General features: G+C 41.2%; 16 protein-coding genes. 8 read left to right on the forward strand and 8 right to left on the reverse strand.

From position 1 onward, the window contains the following. Positions 1–113 precede the first annotated feature (113 nt). The 4 genes from CSV60_RS12180 to CSV60_RS12195 all read left to right on the forward strand — a co-directional run bounded on the left by CSV60_RS12180 (position 114) and on the right by CSV60_RS12195 (position 3474). Positions 114–251: a cytochrome c oxidase subunit 2A gene (locus CSV60_RS12180; RefSeq protein WP_233189615.1), complete on the forward strand. Its 138-nt coding sequence runs from the start codon at positions 114–116 to the stop codon at positions 249–251. A 26-nt stretch (positions 252–277) separates the two neighbouring features. Further along, positions 278–778: a cytochrome c oxidase subunit II gene (locus CSV60_RS12185; RefSeq protein ID WP_099637181.1), complete on the forward strand. Its 501-nt coding sequence runs from the start codon at positions 278–280 to the stop codon at positions 776–778. 3 nt (positions 779–781) lie between these two features. Next, positions 782–2434 (forward strand): b(o/a)3-type cytochrome-c oxidase subunit 1, encoded by a 1653-nt coding sequence (locus CSV60_RS12190; protein WP_099637182.1) that lies wholly within the window; start codon positions 782–784, stop codon positions 2432–2434. A gap of 350 nt (positions 2435–2784) precedes the next feature. Beyond that, entirely contained in the window at positions 2785–3474 is a 690-nt protein-coding gene (locus CSV60_RS12195; RefSeq protein ID WP_099637183.1) for a C40 family peptidase, read from the forward strand. Between the two features lie 63 nt (positions 3475–3537). Here the strand turns inward: CSV60_RS12195 and CSV60_RS12200 are convergent, their stop codons facing one another. Beyond that, a complete protein-coding gene (locus tag CSV60_RS12200; RefSeq protein ID WP_099631151.1) occupies positions 3538–4275 on the reverse strand; it encodes an SDR family NAD(P)-dependent oxidoreductase in 738 nt (245 codons plus the stop codon). A gap of 202 nt (positions 4276–4477) precedes the next feature. Between CSV60_RS12200 and CSV60_RS12205 the strand changes: the two genes are divergently transcribed. Continuing rightward, entirely contained in the window at positions 4478–6070 is a 1593-nt protein-coding gene (locus tag CSV60_RS12205) for a SulP family inorganic anion transporter (RefSeq protein WP_099637184.1), read from the forward strand. A gap of 98 nt (positions 6071–6168) precedes the next feature. On the opposite strand, the gene murJ is transcribed toward CSV60_RS12205, so the two are convergent. Together murJ and CSV60_RS12215 are read right to left on the reverse strand one after the other, a co-directional pair. After that, positions 6169–7452, reverse strand: a complete 1284-nt coding sequence (gene murJ, locus CSV60_RS12210; protein WP_099637185.1) for a murein biosynthesis integral membrane protein MurJ — start codon at positions 7450–7452, stop codon at positions 6169–6171. Next, entirely contained in the window at positions 7445–8545 is a 1101-nt protein-coding gene (locus CSV60_RS12215; protein ID WP_099637186.1) for a glycosyltransferase, read from the reverse strand. The genes murJ and CSV60_RS12215 overlap by 8 nt, the downstream gene beginning before the upstream one ends. Positions 8546–8837: 292 nt before the next feature. On the opposite strand from CSV60_RS12215, the gene CSV60_RS12220 reads away from it, so the two are divergent. Together CSV60_RS12220 and CSV60_RS12225 are read left to right on the forward strand one after the other, a co-directional pair. After that, the gene (locus CSV60_RS12220) at positions 8838–9746 is read left to right on the forward strand and encodes a C40 family peptidase (protein ID WP_099637187.1); all 909 of its coding nucleotides are present in this window, start codon (positions 8838–8840) and stop codon (positions 9744–9746) included. Positions 9747–9961: 215 nt separating this feature from the next. Beyond that, positions 9962–11635, forward strand: coding sequence for an N-acetylmuramoyl-L-alanine amidase (locus CSV60_RS12225; protein WP_099637188.1), 1674 nt, complete (start codon positions 9962–9964; stop codon positions 11633–11635). Between the two features lie 175 nt (positions 11636–11810). Here CSV60_RS12225 and CSV60_RS12230 read toward each other — a convergent pair whose 3' ends face one another. Together CSV60_RS12230 and aceA are read right to left on the reverse strand one after the other, a co-directional pair. Then, positions 11811–12980 (reverse strand): pyridoxal-phosphate-dependent aminotransferase family protein, encoded by a 1170-nt coding sequence (locus tag CSV60_RS12230; RefSeq protein ID WP_099637189.1) that lies wholly within the window; start codon positions 12978–12980, stop codon positions 11811–11813. Between the two features lie 226 nt (positions 12981–13206). Continuing rightward, positions 13207–14487 (reverse strand): isocitrate lyase, encoded by a 1281-nt coding sequence (gene aceA / locus CSV60_RS12235; RefSeq protein ID WP_099637190.1) that lies wholly within the window; start codon positions 14485–14487, stop codon positions 13207–13209. Positions 14488–14688: 201 nt separating this feature from the next. Here aceA and CSV60_RS12240 point away from each other — a divergent pair, with 201 nt between their 5' ends. Continuing rightward, the gene (locus CSV60_RS12240) at positions 14689–15363 is read left to right on the forward strand and encodes a LytTR family DNA-binding domain-containing protein (protein WP_233189616.1); all 675 of its coding nucleotides are present in this window, start codon (positions 14689–14691) and stop codon (positions 15361–15363) included. 68 nt (positions 15364–15431) lie between these two features. On the opposite strand, the gene CSV60_RS12245 is transcribed toward CSV60_RS12240, so the two are convergent. The 3 genes from CSV60_RS12245 to CSV60_RS12255 form a co-directional block, all read right to left on the reverse strand. Further along, positions 15432–16592, reverse strand: coding sequence for a polysaccharide pyruvyl transferase family protein (locus CSV60_RS12245; RefSeq protein WP_099637191.1), 1161 nt, complete (start codon positions 16590–16592; stop codon positions 15432–15434). A 122-nt stretch (positions 16593–16714) separates the two neighbouring features. Further along, positions 16715–18991 carry an S-layer homology domain-containing protein gene (locus CSV60_RS12250; RefSeq protein ID WP_143565344.1) on the reverse strand — a complete coding sequence of 759 codons (2277 nt, stop codon included), beginning with the start codon at positions 18989–18991 and terminating at the stop codon, positions 16715–16717. A 425-nt stretch (positions 18992–19416) separates the two neighbouring features. Continuing rightward, a complete protein-coding gene (locus CSV60_RS12255) occupies positions 19417–20886 on the reverse strand; it encodes an O-antigen ligase family protein (RefSeq protein ID WP_099637193.1) in 1470 nt (489 codons plus the stop codon). Between the last annotated feature and the right edge of the window lie 33 nt (positions 20887–20919).

Genomic DNA, 20919 nt, shown 5'->3' on the forward strand with positions numbered 1-20919 from the left:
TATTGTGAACATAACGTTTAATCTTCTATTCATAGGGATTTCCCTAATACTTTATTCCCTCGCTAGTATTATGATAAAAGTATGAATTCCATTTAGACGAGGAGGTGGCCGTATTGAGCAAGAAGATATCTTCTACAAATCAACCAAAAGAAGAAGCGAATTTAAAAGGTACCCTGATCATGGTGATGATCATCGGGATCGTCATTCTTGTCATGTGGTTCGGCGCTTACGGATTATTCTTATCTAGATAATAACTAGCATTAAAGGAGGAAACACTATGCATTTGCATAAGTATGAAAAAGTATGGATTGTGTTCGGTTTAGCATCATTGGTTTTATTCTTACTCATTATTGGCTTTGCTGCATTCTGGAAAGGAACACATCCACAAAGTCATATCGAAACAATCGATCCACAAAACGTCGAAGCGAACGAATCATTCCAACCTGACAATCTCGGTTTGACAGAAGTTGCTGACGGTAAATACGTTGTCAATATGGTCGCTTCCGCTTTTAACTATGACCTCGGCAAAGAAGAAGATGGAACCGCTACTAAGACGATTCGCGTACCAAAAGGTTCCACAGTTCTTTTCCAAGTAACAAGTAAAGACGTCGTCCACGGATTCCAAGTGGCGGGTACAAATGTCAACATGATGGTTGAACCTGGACACATCAGTCGCTTCGAATCAGTCATGAAAAACAACGGCGAATTCACGGTAGTTTGTAACGAATATTGCGGCATCGGTCACCATTTGATGTTCGGCACAGTGGAGGTGTACTAACCCATGGAATTATTTAATTTCTCAAAAAAAGAATCCAGATTGTATATGGCTTTTATGCACGTCACATTTATCTCTCTTTTAATCGGTGGATTGATGGGACTGCTTCAGACATTAGTTCGTTCTGGTAAATACACATTACCTTTCAACATTGATTACTATACGATTCTCACAACGCACGGTGTCATACTCGGTTTAGTTTTAACTACGTTCTTCATCGTCGGTTTCCAATTCTCTCTTATGGGAAAAACAGTTGGCATTTCAGATAAACAATTAATGTGGGGCTGGATTTCATTCTGGGTCATGTTGGTTGGTACAGTGTTATCTGCATGGATGATCTTAACAGGTGAAGCTTCTGTATTGTATACATTCTATACTCCGCTTCGCGCACATCCTATTTTCTACATCGGTCTAACATTCGTCGTTGTAGGGAGCTGGATTGCCGCTTTCACTAACTTCCGTCAACTATATGTATGGAAGAAAGCCCATAAAGGTGAAAAGTCTCCTTTACTAGCATTCATGGTAGTCATCAATATGATTATGTGGTTCGTCGCAACACTTGGTGTAGCGTATTCAGTCATCGTATTGATCTTGCCTTGGTCACTCGGCTACGTCGCAACAGTTAATGTCTTGTTGACACGTACATTATTCTGGTACTTCGGTCACCCGCTTGTATACTTCTGGTTGTTACCTGCCTACATGGCCTGGTATGCAATTATACCGAAAATCATCGGTGGAAAGCTATTTAGTGATCCGTTAGCAAGACTGGCGTTCATTTTATTGTTGATGTTCTCGATTCCAGTCGGATTCCATCACCAATTGACTGAGCCAGGTATTGATCCAACTTGGAAGTTCATCCAAGTAGTCTTAACGTTCATGGTAGTCATCCCTTCTTTGATGACTGCATTTTCATTATTCGCTACATTTGAAATCACAGGCAGAAGAAAAGGTTATACATCTCTATTCGGTTGGTTCAAAAAACTTCCTTGGAAAGATGTTCGGTTCTTGGCACCGTTCGTTGGTATGGTGGCATTTATCCCTGGTGGAGCAGGCGGTATCATTAACGCTTCTCACCAAGTAAACTCTCTTGTTCACAACACGATTTGGATAACAGGTCACTTCCATTTAACAGTTGCAACAACCGTTATTTTGACGTTTTTCGGTATTGCGTATTGGTTGATCCCTCACTTGACCGGTCGTCGATTGACTCCTTCATTAAATAAATTAGGTATCATTCAGACGTTCATTTGGGCAATCGGTATGACCATCATGTCAACTTCCATGCATATTCAAGGGCTAATCGGTGGACCACGTCGTTCAGCATTCTCTGAGTACGCAGGTGGAGATCAAGTTTCTACATGGATCAGCTATCAAATGTGGCAGGCTGTCGGCGGAACCATTTTATTCGTTGGTATTCTACTGATGTTCTACATCTTCATTCAATTGGCATTCTTCGCTCCACGCGGTTACGAAGAATATCCAATCGCTGAAGAAGAAGTAGATGCTGAGAAATCACCGAAAATATTGGAGAACTGGTATGTATGGGTTGGTATTACAATCGCATTAATTTTATTCGCATATACGATACCGATGATCGATATCATTAAGCACTCTCCTCCTGGATCCATTCCATTTGACTGGCCTATTGGACGTTCTTAAACAGCAGAAAAGCCCTGAAGAATCCGTCGTATTATTCGGATTGTTCACGGGCTTTTTTCCACAATTTACACGATGCGATAAAATAAACCGCAGCAATTTCTTATAAAATATATAATCGTCATGAACAAGTAACAAGACTTCAGAACTGTTTCGAGGTCGCAAAAATAAATTTCAGGGTATTTACACACGCATTAAATCTAACTAACTATTAAACTATTGGCAAAGATAGTTCCAAAGATACGTTTAATATCCAATAGTGTATTGTATGATAGGTTTATAGGTTTAATAACAAATTAATACTCTGCAGTACAAAGTACCAAATCTAGTATACTAAAAGGAGATACGTCGAAATGAAGAAAATTGCCCTAGCCGCGATCGCCTCTTTTTTGCTTGCAACAAGCATCTCAATTGGCAGTGTTGCCGCCGCATCGAAAACGCATGTTGTGCAAGCAGGAGATACTCTTTACAAGATTTCCAATCAGTACAAGATTACGGTAACCGAACTAAAACGTCTGAATTCTCTTACTTCTAATGATATCAAAGTTAAACAGAAACTAATAGTAGAAAATAAAGCAACCTCTTCAAAAACTGTTTCTTCTACTAATTCATTGGGTACAGTATCATCTAGCAAGCCAGTGACACAGCCAAATACTTCTATTACTAGCCAGGCGCTAGGTAAAAAACTAGTAGATATTACGCAACCTTTGCTAGGAACTCCATATGTATGGGCAGGTGTAACACCGGCAGGATTTGATTGTAGCGGATTCATTTTTTATGCATTCAACGAAGCTGGCGTTAAAGTTCCACGATTAGATACAATCGGTTTCTATAACCGTTCTCTATTCATAAAAGATCCGGTAGTAGGAGATTTGTTATTCTTCCAAAATACATATCGCCCCGGCATCTCACATATCGGTATTTATCTCGGAGACAATAAGTTCATTCATGCGGGGACGAAAGCTATTGAAGTCGCCTCACTAGATTCTTCCTATTGGAACGCACATTTCATGGGCTTTAAACGCTTTGTAGACGTAAAATAAATAACGGGTTGTCTTGTAAGTCATAATGACTTGTAGGACAACCCGTTTTATTTATTGTTTTACTCAACGTGCAGAGTAACCACCATCAATCACAAGCTCTGCGCCTGTAATATAAGACGCTTCATCCGATGCCAAGAAGAGTACCGCATTCCCTACATCTTCCGGTTGACCTAAACGTTGTAGTGGAGTCATTTTAATCAACATATCAAGTTGAGCCTTAGACTCTTCAAGATTTGCAACCATCGGCGTTTCTATAACTCCCGGGAACACCGTGTTTACACGGATTCCTACCTGTCCATATTCCGCCGCCGCTGCTTTAGAAATTGCACGTACCGCACCTTTAGATGCAGAATATGGATTCAAGCCCATACCAACCAACGCAGTATAAGAAGAAATATTGACGATTGCACCTTTTTTCGCTTCTTTCATATATGTTGAGGCATGTTTCATACCTAGGAATGTACCGAAGCTATTAATATCTGAAAGTCTGCGCCAATCTTCAATCGTGATTTGATCTACAGTTTTTTCAGTTGAGATCCCGGCATTATTCACAAGAATATCAATTTTACCGAAATGATCGACAGCCTTTTTCATAGCATCTTTCCATTCTGCATCTTCAGTCACATTCAATTTGATAGTTAGAATATCGTCCTGACCGCCCCACTTCTCTTCAAGTGCTGCTGTATTGATATCAGCCGCAATTACTTTCGCACCTTCTGCCGTGAATTGCTTTACCATCATTTCACCCATACCGGATGCTCCACCTGTAATGAATGCTACTTTGTCTTGTAATCTGCTCATCCTATATCTCTCCTTTATTGTTGTTACTAGTATATACTTTAACATTAAAGTATATTGGATTCAATTATACGGTTTGATACTATCTTCTTCAATGACGGAATATTTATACATCCCCTTCTTTATACACTCCTTGTATAGACCTTATGCATACGGTATAATTAGTGTTGTATATATACTCTAAAAATGGAAGAAGTGAACAAACATGTTCAAAGATCCACGTTATCTACATTATAATGCAGCGGGCTTCCGGCAGGATTTGATTGCAGGGATTACTGTTGGAATTGTAGCCATTCCACTTGGGATGGCTTTTGCAATTGCTTCCGGTGTGAAACCGGAATACGGGCTTTATACTACGATTATTGCTGGACTTTTAGTCGCGTTGCTAGGCGGTTCACGTTACCAGATCGCTGGCCCTACTGGCGCATTCATTCCCATATTACTAGCTATTGTACTGCAATACGGTTACGAAGATCTTCTGATCGCCGGATTTCTCGCTGGTATTCTTCTGGTCATTATGAGCTTTCTCGGTGTCAGTAATCTCATTCATTTCGTCCCGCGATCGGTGACAATCGGATTCACTGCCGGTATAGCAGTGATTATTTTTACTGGACAATTCCAAAACTTCTTTGGATTGACGGGAGTAGAGAAAAAAGAGTTCTTCCATGAAAGCATGGTGGAAATCGCTCGTCAATTTCATACCGTCAATACCTTTAGTATCCTGACTGCCGCAATCGGTCTCGTTGTCATCTTCCTATTACCGAAACTCGCTCCCAAAATTCCGTTGCTCCTTATTGCGCTGTTGGTTCCTACTATCTGCTCGATGTTGTTCTTCCCAGGTAAAGTAGAAACGATTGGGACAGCATACGGGGGCATTCCGCAACATCTGCCCAGTTTTCATTTTCCTGAAATCACGTTCGCTAAGCTAGTGAATCTATGGCAACCCGCTTTAATCATTGCTGCACTCGGTGCAATCGAATCGTTGCTTTCCGCAGTCGTTGCAGATGGAATGAAAAGTAAGGTACCCAAGCATGATTCCAAGAAAGAATTATTCGGTCAAGGTATCGCCAATATCATTACACCATTATTCGGTGGAATCCCAGCTACAGGTGCCATCGCACGTACCGCCACAAATATCGGTTCTGGCGCGGTCAGTCCAATCTCCGGTGTTGTGCAAAGTTTATTTGTCTTAGCTTTCTTATTACTATTTGCACCTTATGCTTCTTATATACCGTTGGCTGCAATGGCACCCATTCTAATGTTCGTCGCGTGGAATATGAGCTCACGAAAAGCCTTCGCTCAAATTGCTTCGTTACGCTCAGGAGATTCACTTGTGTTACTGACAACTTTTCTTTTGACCATATTCGTGAATCTAACAATCGCAGTCGAAGTCGGAATCTTGCTTGCCGCCCTGTCATTCTTACGCAAGATGAGCGGCTCATTGGATATTAAAAAGAGTAAACTATCCGAGGTTGAAAAATTCAAGTTATCTACGGGAAATGAATCTGAGCTGATCAAATTTAAACTCTCTGGTCCTCTGTTCTTCGGTACAGCCAAACATTTCGAGGATCGATACCCTGAATTATTGAATCTTGAACAGAAGACGATTATTTTGGACATGAAAAATCTGACAGCCATCGATGCAACTGGTGAAGCAGCCCTTTCCGCTATGCTCGACGAAGCAGATCGCCAAAACAAGCGACTCATCTTTAAAAGAGTACCCCCTGAGAAAGTGAGCTTGTTCAAACGTAGTGGTTTATATGACAAAATTGGTGAAGATAACTTCTTTATGCAATGAGTCTTGGATTTGAGCTAGTAAGCGGTCAGTATTTCGGCTGTGGTTCTGCCAACACAAAAAGCTTCCACTCAACTGAGTGAAAGCTTTTTTTCATATTATTACAACTTCCATTTAAACCGAGCATACCCCGCAAGTAGAAGGAAGTTCACTGCAGCACTGATGACAGTACCATATGCAATGGCCTGCGCACCCATCTGATCAACAAACGCAAAAATAATACCAATATTAATTCCAAACACGCTGATCAAACTAAAGATAATAGGTGTGATCGAATTGCCTTTTGCATAATAAAAACGAGTGACATACGTATTGGCCGCTAAGAAAAACATCGACAAAGCGAATACTTTAAACACCGGCACCGTCAGCATAACGGACTTCTCATCGAAATTCCCATAACCGAATACTAATCGGATGAGCGGCTCGGCTAGGAAGTAGCAGAACACCGTCGCTGGCAATAGTAACGCGACCATGTAGAGCATGCCTTTCTTGTAAAGCGCCTTGACCGTATTTGTATCCCCCTCGCCTTCTTTCTTCGCGAGCATCGGATAGATAACCGTCGTCACAGCCGTCATAAGAATCGCTTGTGGGAAGCCTGTTAGTTTCGATGCGTAGTTAATAGAAGAAATCGCACCTTCCCCTAATCCACCCGCTGCAATACGGTGAATAATGAAGTAGAACTGCAATGATGCGCCACCGAATAAAATGGGCAGGGCGAGCCACCACATTCTTTTAATATCCGTCGGCATGCCGAATGAAGGTTTCAGCGAGGAAAGATCTGCACGTTTAATACCCCAATACAGGAAGAGCCCCATCAGGATCGCACTGACCATCGCGCCTACGCCATAGGATTCGGGACCAAGCCATTTTGTTAGCGCAAAGCCCACCGCAACAAATGCTGCGTTATACAATAAGATGGCGAGACTTGATAACTGAAAGCGGTCATTGATATTTAATAATCCACTCATCCATGTTGACATGACCAATACAATAGAAGAAGGCATCATCCAAAGGAAGAGATTTCTTACCAATGTGTAGTCTTCATCACTTAACTCTTTAAAGAATAGATTCAGAATTGGATTCGTCAAGACGATAATTCCTAGTGTGACGAGTGTAGCGGTCATGACGACTGTCGTGAATGCTTTGCGTACAAATAATGGTCTATCCATATTCGACGAATGGTAGATCGATATAAAGGCAGTCGTCAACGCTCCACCGAGCACTAGATAAATAAAGTTCGGAATCGTATACGCAGTCGCGATGGCATCCGCTACTGTCGAAGTACCATATTGTATGCCAATCACGACTTCCCGCCCGAAACCAAACAGTCTGGCGACTATATTAATGATAGCGACAGTGCCAATGATTTTGAATAATTTACTCATTTGGAAGATCCTTCCCATTCTGTTCATAGATATCGTTCAACCTTTGGACGATTACTGTTGAAGAATGTTGCTGAATCACTTGTTGTGTGACTTCATGTTGCTCTCTTGTCACTTCATTCGCAAGTGCTTCTTCGAGTCCAGTAGCCAAGGCTTGCGCGTTACGTGGCTCGACTAACGTTCCGACATCGTCTTTTAACAAATAAGGAAGGCCTCCCACATTCGTTGCTACGACTTTGGCTCCCGAGGCAAGTGCTTCGAGCGCCACCAAGCCAAAACCTTCATGATAAGAAGGTAACACGAGAATATCGGTTGCTGACATCCATTTCGCGAGTTCAGTCTGGCTGACAGGCTCTTTAAAGCGAATGCCTGAATTGTTGCCGACTTTTTCTATCGCTTCCGCTGTAAAACGCTGGTCCTTTTGCGAACCTACTATATATAGAAGAAGATCGTCATAGGTCTCTTGTAATTGTGTAAATGCATTGATCAATTCCATGACACCTTTTGCTTCAATAACGTTTCCTACAAAAAGCACTACACGTTCATTCAACGGCACGTCCAGTAAAAGCCGAACTTCCTCTTGAGCCATTGGCTTGAAGACACTCGTATCCACCCCCATACTCATAATTTCTACTTTGCTAGGGGCTATTCCATAATCCGTAATGACATCATTTCGCAACTTCTCTCCAACGGTAATCACCCCTGAAGATTCTTGTAAAATGCGTTTCGTAAATTTTGCGATACGTTCACTTTTTTTTGCCATTTTATCTAAATCCCCACCATGCACCGTCACAACGTACGGGATCTTCCATAATTTCTTTGCAAGCAACGATACTATTCCAGTAGGAAACGCGTAATGCGCATGTGTGATACTAATTTTCTTTTTATGCTGTAAAACATATAGAAGGGATTGTATTCCCCATGAAAGATAGTTGGTTATCTTCCCGATTTTTCCTTTACCGGGATCATGTATGGCGATAACTTTCACATCTACGCCATCATTTTTTAATTGTTCCACTTGGTTTCTCACAAAAATTCCATAGGTTGGATGCTCCGTGGAAGGATACATATTACTAAATACTACTACTTTAGGCACGCATAACTCATCCTTTATTACTTACTGTCATAATCTACTAAGCACTTTGATATGTTGAATGATTATACCACATACTACGCGTATATAACGTCATAACGTCCATAAACTGACTATCTTATTTATTCTGACTAGGGGAAATGTCGTGAGTTATTCATATGAACATTTCATTCATATGTCAGCGTGTAATTTTCTTGTAATATAAATGTAATAATTCCTATGTTTATTCGTGCTAACATATTCCTAGAATACAAAGCGCAACAGTGATTGCGTGAAAGGGGAATTTGAGCACAGCATGAAACGTCTATTAACTCTAATCATGGCAAGTCTACTATTCTTTTCATTTGTACCAGAACTTGCTTCTGCGAACTCACCAACATCATTAGTAAGCACAGCAAAAAAATATATGGGAACACCTTATCGTTTAGGTGGGACAACCCCAACAGCTTTTGATTGTTCAGGATTCACGCAATACGTATTCAAAGAAGAAGGCATTTCTATTCCGAGAACGACTGGTCAGCAAATGGCAATCGGCACTCCTGTTACTAAAAGCGAACTAGAAGTTGGAGATTTAGTATTCTTTAATACATCAGGTCGCGGCGTATCACACGATGGCATCTATATAGGTAATAATAATTTTATCCATGCTTCTGTGAGCCAAGGCGTCATGGTATCCTCATTGGATGATCCATACTACTGGAAGAGTCGTTATATCGGTGCACGTCGCGTAGCGAACTTCACTGATAATGTAGGTAAAGAAGATAAAGTGGCTGCTTCTGCTCCTGTTAAAGAAATTGTTTATGCAACTCGCGGTGAAATAGCACAGGTACTTGCAGAAAAGTTAGATCTTGATATGACAACAGTTAATCTTACATTTAAAGACGTAGATGAATCAAATCCTCACTACAAGGCAATATCCGCAGTCGCTGAAGCGAATATTTTCTCGGGTGATGCAGGTAACTTCAATCCAAATAAAGAATTAACTCGCGCTCAAATGGCAAAAGTTTTAGTGGGAGCATTTGAATTAAGAGGTTCTGCTATTGCGAATTTCTCTGATGTTCCTTCTGGGCACTGGGCAACAGAATATATTAACATTTTATTCTATCACGAAATTACAACTGGTTACCTAGACGGTACATTTGGATTGTCAGATAAAGTATCAGTTGGACAACTAAATAAATTCATCGATCGTATCAATAATTGATGATCCTACCGAATGTTCAAACTCGAACATTCGGTTTTCTTTGATTTCAACTCTATTCCCCCTTATGTACCACAATCCCTTAAATAGTAATGAAGAATCATAGTAATAATATTGCTAATTTACGAACCATGACGAAAATATCTAGTAATTAGTTTTCATAACTGGTAAAATGAACCTATGAGTCTAGTAATACATTATATATTAAGGAGGATCTCATGAAACAAATTAAATGGGCAACAGTCGGTCTGTTGCTGCTAACTATCTTAGCTCTCTCACCTCTCCAGTCATTTGCAAGCTTCAAGTTTTCCGACGTCCCCGCCAACAGTGAATATTTCAAAGAAGTCCATTACATAGCGGAAAAAAATGTTATTAATCAAACACCTAAATTCAATCCTCAAGATAACTTACGACGTTCACATGTTGCGAAGATGCTCGTCATGGCAACTGGTACACAAAATACACAATTAAAAAACATGGAAATTAACGGACTGAAGCCGACTAGTGAACAATACAAGTTTGCTAACATTGCTCTTCAAAAAGGATACTTCCCCAATACTGACGCAAACAACTTCAAACCGAACGAAGAAATTAAACGGGATGAAATGGCATACGCGATGTCAGTGGCGTTTAACTTATCCGAAAAAGTAACGAGCCAAAAACCTCTAGGTATGGATGATGTGAAAAATCACAAATACGCTGACCGTATCAATGGTTTGTATTATGCAGGTATTACACAAGGCGACAATAAGAAATTCTTACCGAATAATTTATTAACACGTAAACAATTTGCATTATTCGTTGCACGTGCGATGGACAAGCAGTTCGCATTGACTGTTAAAACTCCAGACCAACAATCAAGCGTGAAGTATGTGCGCGTAGCCACTGGCGATGATACAGATCCATTGAACGTGCGTAGCGCACCTTCTGAGTCTTCTGCTATTATCCATGTGTTGCCTAACGGTACAGTAGTAGAAGTAACAGGCAATCAAGGCATTTGGTTGAAAGTAACTATCAATGGTGTAGAAGGTTATATCCATGAATACTTTACGACAACTAATCTAAATGAAGCGAAACCGAATACACCAGTAGCAACAACACCGCCTGTTACTACACCGAAACCAACACCTGTTGCGAAAACAATGGGTAAAGTGACTGTAAATAATTTAAATATGCGTTCTGCAGGCAATTCCAGTGCACCTACTGTCAGTAAGCTTCAATCAGGTCAGAAAGTAGAAGTCTTGTCCGTTTCGGGATACTGGGCAAAGATTCGCACTGGTAGCACAACCGGTTATGTGCACAAAACATATTTGAAATTGTTGAATCAAACAGGTAATCCATTGAAAGATCGTATCATCGTTATCGATGCTGGCCACGGTGGACATGATCCGGGCGCAGGTAAAAATGGCCAATCCGAAAAAACGATCACACTGAACGTTTCAAAGAAAGTCGAAGCGAAGTTAAAAAATGCTGGTGCTAAAGTGTTAATGACGCGTTCCAATGATACGTATTATTCACTCCAAGCACGTACGGATTTCGCCAAGAAGAATTTTGCAGAAACATTCGTTTCCATTCATGTGAACGCAGCAGGTTTTGCTGCAAAAGGAGCAGAAGTTTTCTATGATTCTTCTTCCAACGTAAATGCAACAGAAAGTCGCGATTTGGCTTCATTCATCCAGCGTAATATTGTGCAAAAGGCGAATATGTCTGATCGTGGTGTAAAGAATAAAGGTTTCTATGTAATCAAAAATAATAACGTAGCTGCTGTGCTTGTGGAGTTAGGCTTCATTACAAATTCTCAGGACTTTGCGAAGTTGACAAGTGAACAGTATTTGAATATTTATGCTGATGCGATCTACACAGGTCTATATCAATATTACAGCAAGCAATAATGTCATCCACCTCCTAGATATATTCTGGGAGGCTTTTTATATGTTACTATTGTTGGACGACTGGCGATTCTGCGCTAATATGAGCCAAGTTATGGTTCATTACCCAACTCCTCACCCCACTTCTCAAGCAAAAAAACCGTTATAAGAAGCAAGCTCCCCATAACGGATCAATTCATTAGCCAATCAGCTGATTAACCTCTTTAGCAAAAACATTTTGTGCCTTAGAAATATCTACTTTATGACCCATCTCGTTCAATGTTTCACCAATTTGCATGACTGCTTTCTCCAACATATCCGCTGTCGTATTCCCCATATGTCCGATACGGAACGCCTTTCCAGCCAAATGAGCGAGTGAGCCCGATAGAACCGTGCCCTTCTCCGCCATAGCCGACCGGAACTTTCCGTCATCAATACCTTCAGGATACAAAATACAGCTCAATGTTGGTGCCGCTACTTCTTCTGACGCAATCGCCTTCATACCATAGACTGCTAGACTCTGTCGAACAGCACGACCGAATGCCTGATGGCGTTGAATACGTGCGTCTAGCCCTTCTTCTAATACGATACGTAGTCCTTCTTCAAGCGCATACACTAAGTTTACAGCAGGCGTCGCGAAATATTTTGAAGGATCGTGCATGATTGGAATCCAATTATAAATATCACAATAGTAAGCTTGCACACGCTCCATAGCGGCACGAGCTTCCAAAGCTTTCTGATTAAACGCGACAAGCGCAATACCTGGTGGAACACCAATGGCTTTCTGCGACCCAGTTAAGACAATATCAATCGTGTTCCCTACTCCACCGTATTCTTTACTCATATCCTCATCCATCGCAGTAGTTGCACAAACGCCGTCTACGATAACAAGAGCGCCATGCTTCTTAATAACCGGCACAACTGCTTCCAAATCAATCCTTACTCCAGTCGAAGTATCTGCATGTGTCACAGTAACTGCTTTATACCCACCTTCAGACAATTTCTTGTCAATTTCTTCAGGAGAAACTTGTTGACCCCATTCAGATTGCAATACGTCTACTTGAATACCGAATGCTTGTCCCAATTTAATGAAGCGGTCACCGAAATATCCTTGGCTAACGACGAGAAGTTTTTCCCCTTCCGCAATCGTATTGACAATCGCCATTTCCATTCCAATCGTGCCTGAACCAGCGACTACAAATACCTCGCCGTCTGTATTAAAGATTTCCCTCGTCTGATCAATAGTATGTTTATAGATTTTGACAAAGCGCGGATCCGTATGCGACCATGTCTCACTCGCCATTGCATCATAAATAGAATCCACTACTGGCGTGGGTCCAGGGATTAACAGCATCTCTTTATTTCTCATTATTTAATTCCTCCTCTGAATGAAGTACATATCTCTTATACTATACAAACTATCTAAATTTTTCAAATAAAAGAAAAGGAGGGAATTGGATGTAAATATCCAATTCCCTCTACATTTCACATCATCTGATGAAAGATGGTGTGACCCCGTTATCATATGAATACCCCTTTGTTACAACGAACGAAGCTTTCTCCCAAAAGTCACGTTCGGTAAAGCAATGCCGCTATTAGAACTGTGCTGTTTCAGTTGAACCAGACATAGCAGTTGTTGAAGATTGACCTTCAGAGATAACTTGTGTAACTTCGTCGAAGTAACCTGTTCCAACTTCACGTTGGTGACGAGTAGCAGTATATCCTATTGATTCGTTTTCAAACTCTGCTTGCTGAAGCTCTGAGTAAGCAGCCATTCCGCGAGTTTTGTAACCGTGTGCCAATTCGAACATGCTGTGGTTTAATGAGTGGAAACCAGCAAGTGTTACGAACTGGAACTTGTAGCCCATCTTACCAAGTTCAACCTGGTACTTCGCGATTGTTTCTTGATCAAGATTCGCTTTCCAGTTGAATGATGGTGAACAGTTATAAGCAAGCATTTTTTCTGGGAATTTCGCGTGAATTGCGTCAGCGAATTCTTGAGCTTCTTCAAGTGATGGGTGAGAAGTTTCACACCAAACTAAGTCAGCGTATTCAGCATAAGCAAGTCCACGTGCGATTGCTTGTTTGATACCTGGTGTAGTTTTGAAGAATCCTTCGTTCGTGCGCTCTCCAGTGATGAATGGAGCATCAATTGGATCGATATCACTAGTTACCATGTCAGCAGCGTCAGCATCAGTACGAGCGATGATTACTGTGTCAACGCCTAGTACGTCAGCAGCTAGACGTGCAGCTGTAAGGTTGCGAACTGCGTTTTGAGTTGGAAGAAGTACTTTACCACCCAAGTGTCCACATTTCTTTTCAGATGCTAATTGATCTTCCAAGTGAACACCAGCAGCTCCAGCTTCGATCATGCCTTTCATCAGTTCAAACACGTTCAATGGACCACCGAAACCAGCTTCCATGTCCGCTACGATTGGAGCGAACCAATCAAATCCGTCTTCACGGCCTTCAGCGTGGTCGATTTGGTCAGCACGTTGAAGTGCTTGGTTGATGCGTTTAACAACTGCAGGTACAGAGTTTGCCGGATATAAACTTTGGTCAGGATACATTTGTCCTGCAAGGTTTGCATCAGCAGCAACTTGCCATCCGCTTAGGTAGATTGCTTGTAGACCAGCTTTAACTTGTTGAACTGCTTGGTTACCCGTAAGTGCACCTAGTGCATTAATGAAATCTTCTTCATGAAGAGATTTCCAAAGGCGAGCAGCACCCTTTTCAGCTAGTGTATTTTGAATTAGAAGTGAACCTCTTAGTTTAACTACATCCTCAGCAGTGTAGTTACGTTTGATCCCTTTCCAACGGCTATCTTCGGCCCAGCTTTTCTCCAGTTGTGCAATTTGTTCTTGTCTTGTTGACATTATCTTCACACCTTCCCAATTTTTCAACGGCTAACTGTTACAATCTGTTTCATAACAGCTATCTTCGTTATGTATTACTATATAACAGTACTTCAGAATTGTCAGTCCATTTTGACAAAAAGGCTTTTTTAGCGGATGAAAGAATGATAGAATGGATGAAAGGGCATACATTGAACTATAACTATATAAAAAGGGGATTTTATGAAGATTATGGAAAATAAAGATATCCCAAAGAAAATTCTGAATCAATACGCTTCTGTGTTAGAGGACTGGGTTCCAAAAGATGCTTCTATAGCTATCGCAGTTTCCGATCACTATATCTACTACGTTCCAGGCATGCATGATATTCATTTGAGAGAAGGACAGCATATCCAAACCGGCAGTATCGCCGAAGTTACGATCAAAGATCAGCGCAAAGTGGAAGTAATCATGGATAACTCTCTTTATGGTACATCCTACTTCGGTATTGGTTATCCTATTGATGTACAAGGAGAAGATGGCGCGTTAATCATCATCCTTCCGCCTAACTTCCACGTACTGAAAAAAGATCAGTTACAGTTCCTAACAGGAAAGAAAGAGGATGAGTGGTTCCCAATCCCTTTAGATCAAGTCAGTTATATAGAAAGTTTACATAAAAAAACGTGGTTTTACACAGCGGGTGAGAATTATAATATTAGTTTTACGCTGAAAGATTTACACCTTCGTTTGCCGAGATGTTTCCTACGTATTCATCGTTCATACATTATTAATATGAATTGTATCGAGAAAATTTCTCGGGATTTTTCTTCGAATCTGGTCATTAAGCTCGTCGATGGTACGGAGTTGCCGGTTAGTCAGACATATCTGAATGAAGTGCGAGCGCTTTTAGGATTTTAATATAAAAAAGACTGAAGCCCCTTCCTAGTAATTAAGGATCGGTCTTCAGTCAACGCATATGATTCATTTCATATGCTATTTTTATTTGTTTTTTTAATCGCATCTGTAAATTGTTTGGTCCCTTTCATCGCTTTCTCATATAAGGAAGCGGAAAGTTTTGCGGTTTTTGTACACGTATCGTTCCAGTCTGCCGCTAACGAGTCAAAAGCTTTGGAGAAGTGGTCGTTCGCTTTATGCATTTCGCCAATTGGAATAGCCACTTCTGATAGATCTGCAAGTTTCATGAAGTCCGTCACTTTGTGGTGATAGCACACTGCGATAACAGGTGTTGCCGTACATGTTGCTAGGATCAGCGAATGCAGTCTTGTGCCAATTACTATATCTTGTTCAGCAGAAATTTGCAGTAAGTCTACTGGTAATAAATTTCGATCGATTACTGTAGTTTTTTGAGCTTCCTTCATTAAGGATTGAATATCTTTCGTAACATCAGCGTCTTGAGGGAACTTGGTAGCGAAGAATGTGATTTCAACGGGGTGTTTAGCCGCTAATTCATCTAAATTTCTCGCCATTCCTTCTATATATTGTTGATAAATATCTTCTTTGCTCTCCGGCCAGTAGCCGGCATGATAATATGGTACAGCTGTAATGCCGACTTTCAGCGGACGATCAGCTGTAGCCTTGCGCTCACGTTTTAATGAAAATGCCGGATCCCCTATGACTTCTACAGATTTTTGTACACCAACTGACTTCAAAAGTTCAGCTGATTCAGGATCTCTCACTGAAATACTTTCCGCATGTTTACCCATGTACCGGATGAACCATTTGCCTAACTCACTGCTAAGGGGCCCTGCTCCACAGCCATAAATAACATAAGGAACACCAGAATTCTTAGCCATCATAGCGTACGATCCGTATAATGGTGCTTCACGTTTATACAGATCCATTAAAATGCCGCCACCGCCTATAATCAGCAAGTCGAACGTTTTAACAATCTTTTTGTTTTGAAGATACGTAGCACCGAATGTTTTCACTGCGTTACCTTTTTTATAATATAAAGGCGCACTCATCACCTGATAGCGCTTCGCTGTTTGCTTCGGATTATTGCTGAATACCGTAATAACGTCACTTGGGACATTAAAGGTCGATGTAATTTGTGAAATAAGACTCAATAAAATGGCTTCATCGCCGTTATTATCATTTCCATAGTTCCCTACTATTCCTATTTTCAATTTATACCATCCTCTGCAGTTCGTTTGCTATAAGTATAGCAGAGTGACCTTTTATAGTGTATTCAAAAGACAGAGAAGCCTTCCAATCCAGGAATACGTCAAGGATGGGAAGGCTTCTATACTTACTTTTCTATACTCCTATATAGGAACGCACTGAATTGAGCACGGTTGACCGGCTTACCTGGCATGAATTCCCCGTTTTCATTTCCAGTAGTAATCCCGTGGTTTGCCAGAATATGAATCTGCTTGTAAGCACCATGCTGCGGTGAAACGTCTATGAATTTCTTCGCAGACTCTCCTTCTAAACTATAGGCTTTAACTAAAATCATCGCCATTTGTGAACGAGTCAACTGTCCTGTCGGATTAAAGGAACCGTCGGAATAGCCGCCTACAATATTGGCATTGGCGATCGCACTGATTTCATTGTAATAACGATGGGTCTTTGGCACATCAATGAATTCTCTACGCGCTTCTTCAGCCGGTGGTAAATTGAAGGCTCGGCTTAAAATCAAGGCCGCGTGTTCTCTGGATAACGTGTTACCCGGATTGAAAGTTCCGTCCGTATCTCCATTGATAATACCACGATCACGTAAGTAATAGATTTCTGTCGCGTAAGCATACGACAATGGTACATCTTTGAACAGTTCTTTATTCGGAGTATCTACAATAGGTGGCACGGGCTTAGGCGATTCAATCACAGGCGGAGCTTCGGTTGACTTCACTTCAATTGGCACAGAAATCACTTTCTTGCCGAGAGTCGCCTGTACATGTCCTTTACCTACTTTTGTTGCTGTAAACGTCCCAGCAGAAGTGATGGAACCAATAGCATCTGTAACGCTCCATACTAATTGTTGCGGTTGATAGATAATCGGTTTACCGGAAGCATCTGCCGGAGTAGCAGTAAATGTAATGTTCTCACCCGGCTTGACGCTTGTTGCAGAAGACTTCACATCGAGTCTTGCAGGCTGGTCAATGACCGTGATGGGGAAAGATTGTTCAGCTAATCCGTAGTTGACGCTGATGCGATCTTCACCTGCCCGAACCGCTTTATAGGTCAGACCTGTTCCTTCAACCGTTCCTTTTGCAGATGTTGTTTTCAATTGAGAAGCATTCGGCACAATGGGATTATAATGCGTATCCAATACATGATTGATTTTCAAATCGGCGGTTGCACCGACCAATATTTCTCCCATTTGTGAACGAGAAACACTCACGTATGCTGGTTGTCCAGTTGGGGCGGTACTTACCGCTTCGAGGATAGCTGAGATATTCCGTTGAGTCGAATTGGATGTACGATTCGCCAACACGACTTGGTTACTACCGTAGTTGCGAATTCCCATCGTAGTGGACCCCCCACCGTCAAAGTTCAACGCGCGGTCATATCCTTGAGATACAAGATAATTTGCAAATTGGGTTAATGTCATTCCGTTACTATATCCAGCCCTTGAATCAACTGTCACCATATGAACTTGCTTTTTATCTTTACTGATCGCAATAGCGGTTCTTGCCGTCTTTGCTGTTGCACGCCAGTTATTCGTATCCATTGTAATATGCCGTTGACCGTCTTTCACAAGCATCGGGCCACTCGCCATCATAAATTCAGAGTCTTTCCATTTATCATCGATTGATAGACTCAATGATAGCGGATCTCCAACAGCGACGGATTTGAATCGTTCCAATCCTTTTTTTCCATGGATAGATACGACAAAACCATTTTTCGGTATCGTTACAGCCTGTTTATCTCCATATCCTCGTACTTTGACTACTTTACCTTGGAGTTGCTGTCCATAATGTGTCGATGTGATCGGCGCACTCGTTTCAACAACTAATTCAATACCATATTCATTGGAACCCGTCGTGTTTTTCACATGTTGCGGAGTGAAGATAATGGTTTCATCCGCCTGACGCTCACGGTTGAGGCCGGTCATTTGAAAGGTATTACCATTGACCCCCACTTCAATTCCTAAATTGAAGTAATCAATTTCTGAAAGACCGTTACGCGTCACACCAAATGCAATCGGATGGCTGACATAGAATGAGCTCGCACTCGAGATTACACCGCCATTCACGATTTCATTACCTTCAGACAACAGATACATTGGCATCCCTGTGTTCATATCGAAAAACGAAGTATTTACTGCACCCACAACGCGATGGCCCTCTTTTGAATCCCGATTTGCCAATGTCAATGTAGGGGCAGTTTTCGAAATAGGCGCAGGAAGACCCATTTTTAATTTCGTGAACGGATCACTGAGATCCACGCCTATGTGATTGATGTGACTACTTGCTGCATATGTATAGTGAGAATACGTAACACCTGAAGACACGGGGTAACTGGAAACGACTTTCGTGCTGGCTGCCGCAGAGAATGGCAATGAAATTAGCATAGCTGCCGACATAGCGGTAACGACTACTTTCCGCTTCGTGCGAGACAGCAAAGTATTTTGTACGATAACACAACTCCACCTTTCCTACTCCTATCAATCTCTAGTCTATCAAATAAGGCCTATTTTTTCATGTACCGTTTGAACGAAATAAGTCAGGAAAAGAAGAATTATGGAGTTTTAGAGAGATTTTGGGTTTGTTATGAGCGGATCTCGAACAACATTGAGCGGGTGCGGCGTAGCTTAGAGCGGATCTCAAACAACATTGAGCGGGTACACCGCAGTTATGAGCGAATCCCAAACAACATTGAGCGGGTACACCGCAGCTATGAGCGAATCGCAAACAACATTGAGCGGGTACACTGAAACTATGAGCGAATCTCGAACAACATTGTCCAATCCCCCCATCTTCACCCCATTAAAAAAAACCTACGAATGGATTAGCCATTCGTAGGTTTCGTTGTGTCTTGCTGCTTGCTAAACGCGACAAATGCGCCTAGCAAGATAAAGTAGAACAATGTATACATTTTAAGTTCCCAAATATTATAGTACATTCCGGAAACGCCTGTTGAAAACCATAGTGCAATCATAAACACACCGAAATTCGTATGACGTGATTTCCAGAAGTATCGCAACATACTTAACAGGAAGAGCGCGAAAATCAATACTCCAATGATGCCGGTTTCTGCAATGACTTGAATATATTGATTGTCTGAATAAAAATACTTCCCGCCATAGATATCCGAACTGATACCATAGTGATCATAAATCGGTGATCCATACGATAATGTGGCGGAACCGCCGAATGAACCGAATCCTGTACCCGTTATAGGGTGATCACTGAAGATCTCAAACCCTTTACTAATATAGAAGAATCTTCCGCTCTCAGTCATGAGGGCTAAGTTCTTTTCATCAAACGTTTCGCCGAAGCGTCCCCCAATACTTCCAGCTCCGCTAGGCTTCTGGTCTACTGTCACACCTAGCTCCGCAATGTATTGTACAGCCAAGTTCACTGGATAATAGATCAAGATAATTGATGCGACACCTGCAATTACTAGTCGTTTCAGAAGATACCATTTTCTCGTCATCAGGATAAAGACAATACCGAACACTACTGCTGAAATCCAAGTTCCTCTTGAATAAGTCAGAACTAGAATCCCAAAGAACAAAACAAGCAATACACGGAATGTCCATTTGTATTTATTCTGCTGGTAAACATGTTGCAAATAAATGATCCCGATAATTCCGAAAAATAGAGACAATGCCAAAGAGTTCGGATTACCCGTTAGTCCGTAAATACGCACTGCATTCGTTGCAGATAAAACTTTATACTTCCATTCTTCAGGAAGCAGTAACTGACGCAAAGAGAGTTTTTCCACCAAACCATGAAGTGACATCACAATGTTCAACCATACCGTCACCCACGCAAGTTGTTGTAGCCATTTGTTCGTCAACGTCATTCTTGAAATGATGTAATAAAGCAAATACATAATCAAAAATGTTCGGACTTGGAAAATAATAGAAGTTGGAATGACATCGTTCAGGAATCCTATGATCGAGCCAAATAAAATAAATGCGAAGTAAGACCACTCAAACCATTTGAATGTAAATAGTGAACGGATATTATATCGGTAACGGAACAATGTCCACGCAAATACGACAAAAATAATTAAATCTCCTATTAACTTCATTCCACTATTCACTTCTAGCAAAAATGGTCGTATATTGACGTAGATAATAAGAAATAAAATACTTTGCTGCGGTTTAATAATAGAAAATAGGACAAAAAATAAGGCCGTTCCGAGTAATGCTATTTTTGACGGTAGCAATAATGCAATGAGCATCACAGCTACTGCAATCAGTATGGTACTTGTAGATTGTTTTTCTAATCGCTGTTTCCATATATTCATTAGTCTATAAAACCCTTTCTACGCTTGCTAGTT

The sequence above is a fragment of the Sporosarcina sp. P7 genome (assembly GCF_002743425.1).
Lineage (GTDB): Bacteria > Bacillota > Bacilli > Bacillales_A > Planococcaceae > Sporosarcina.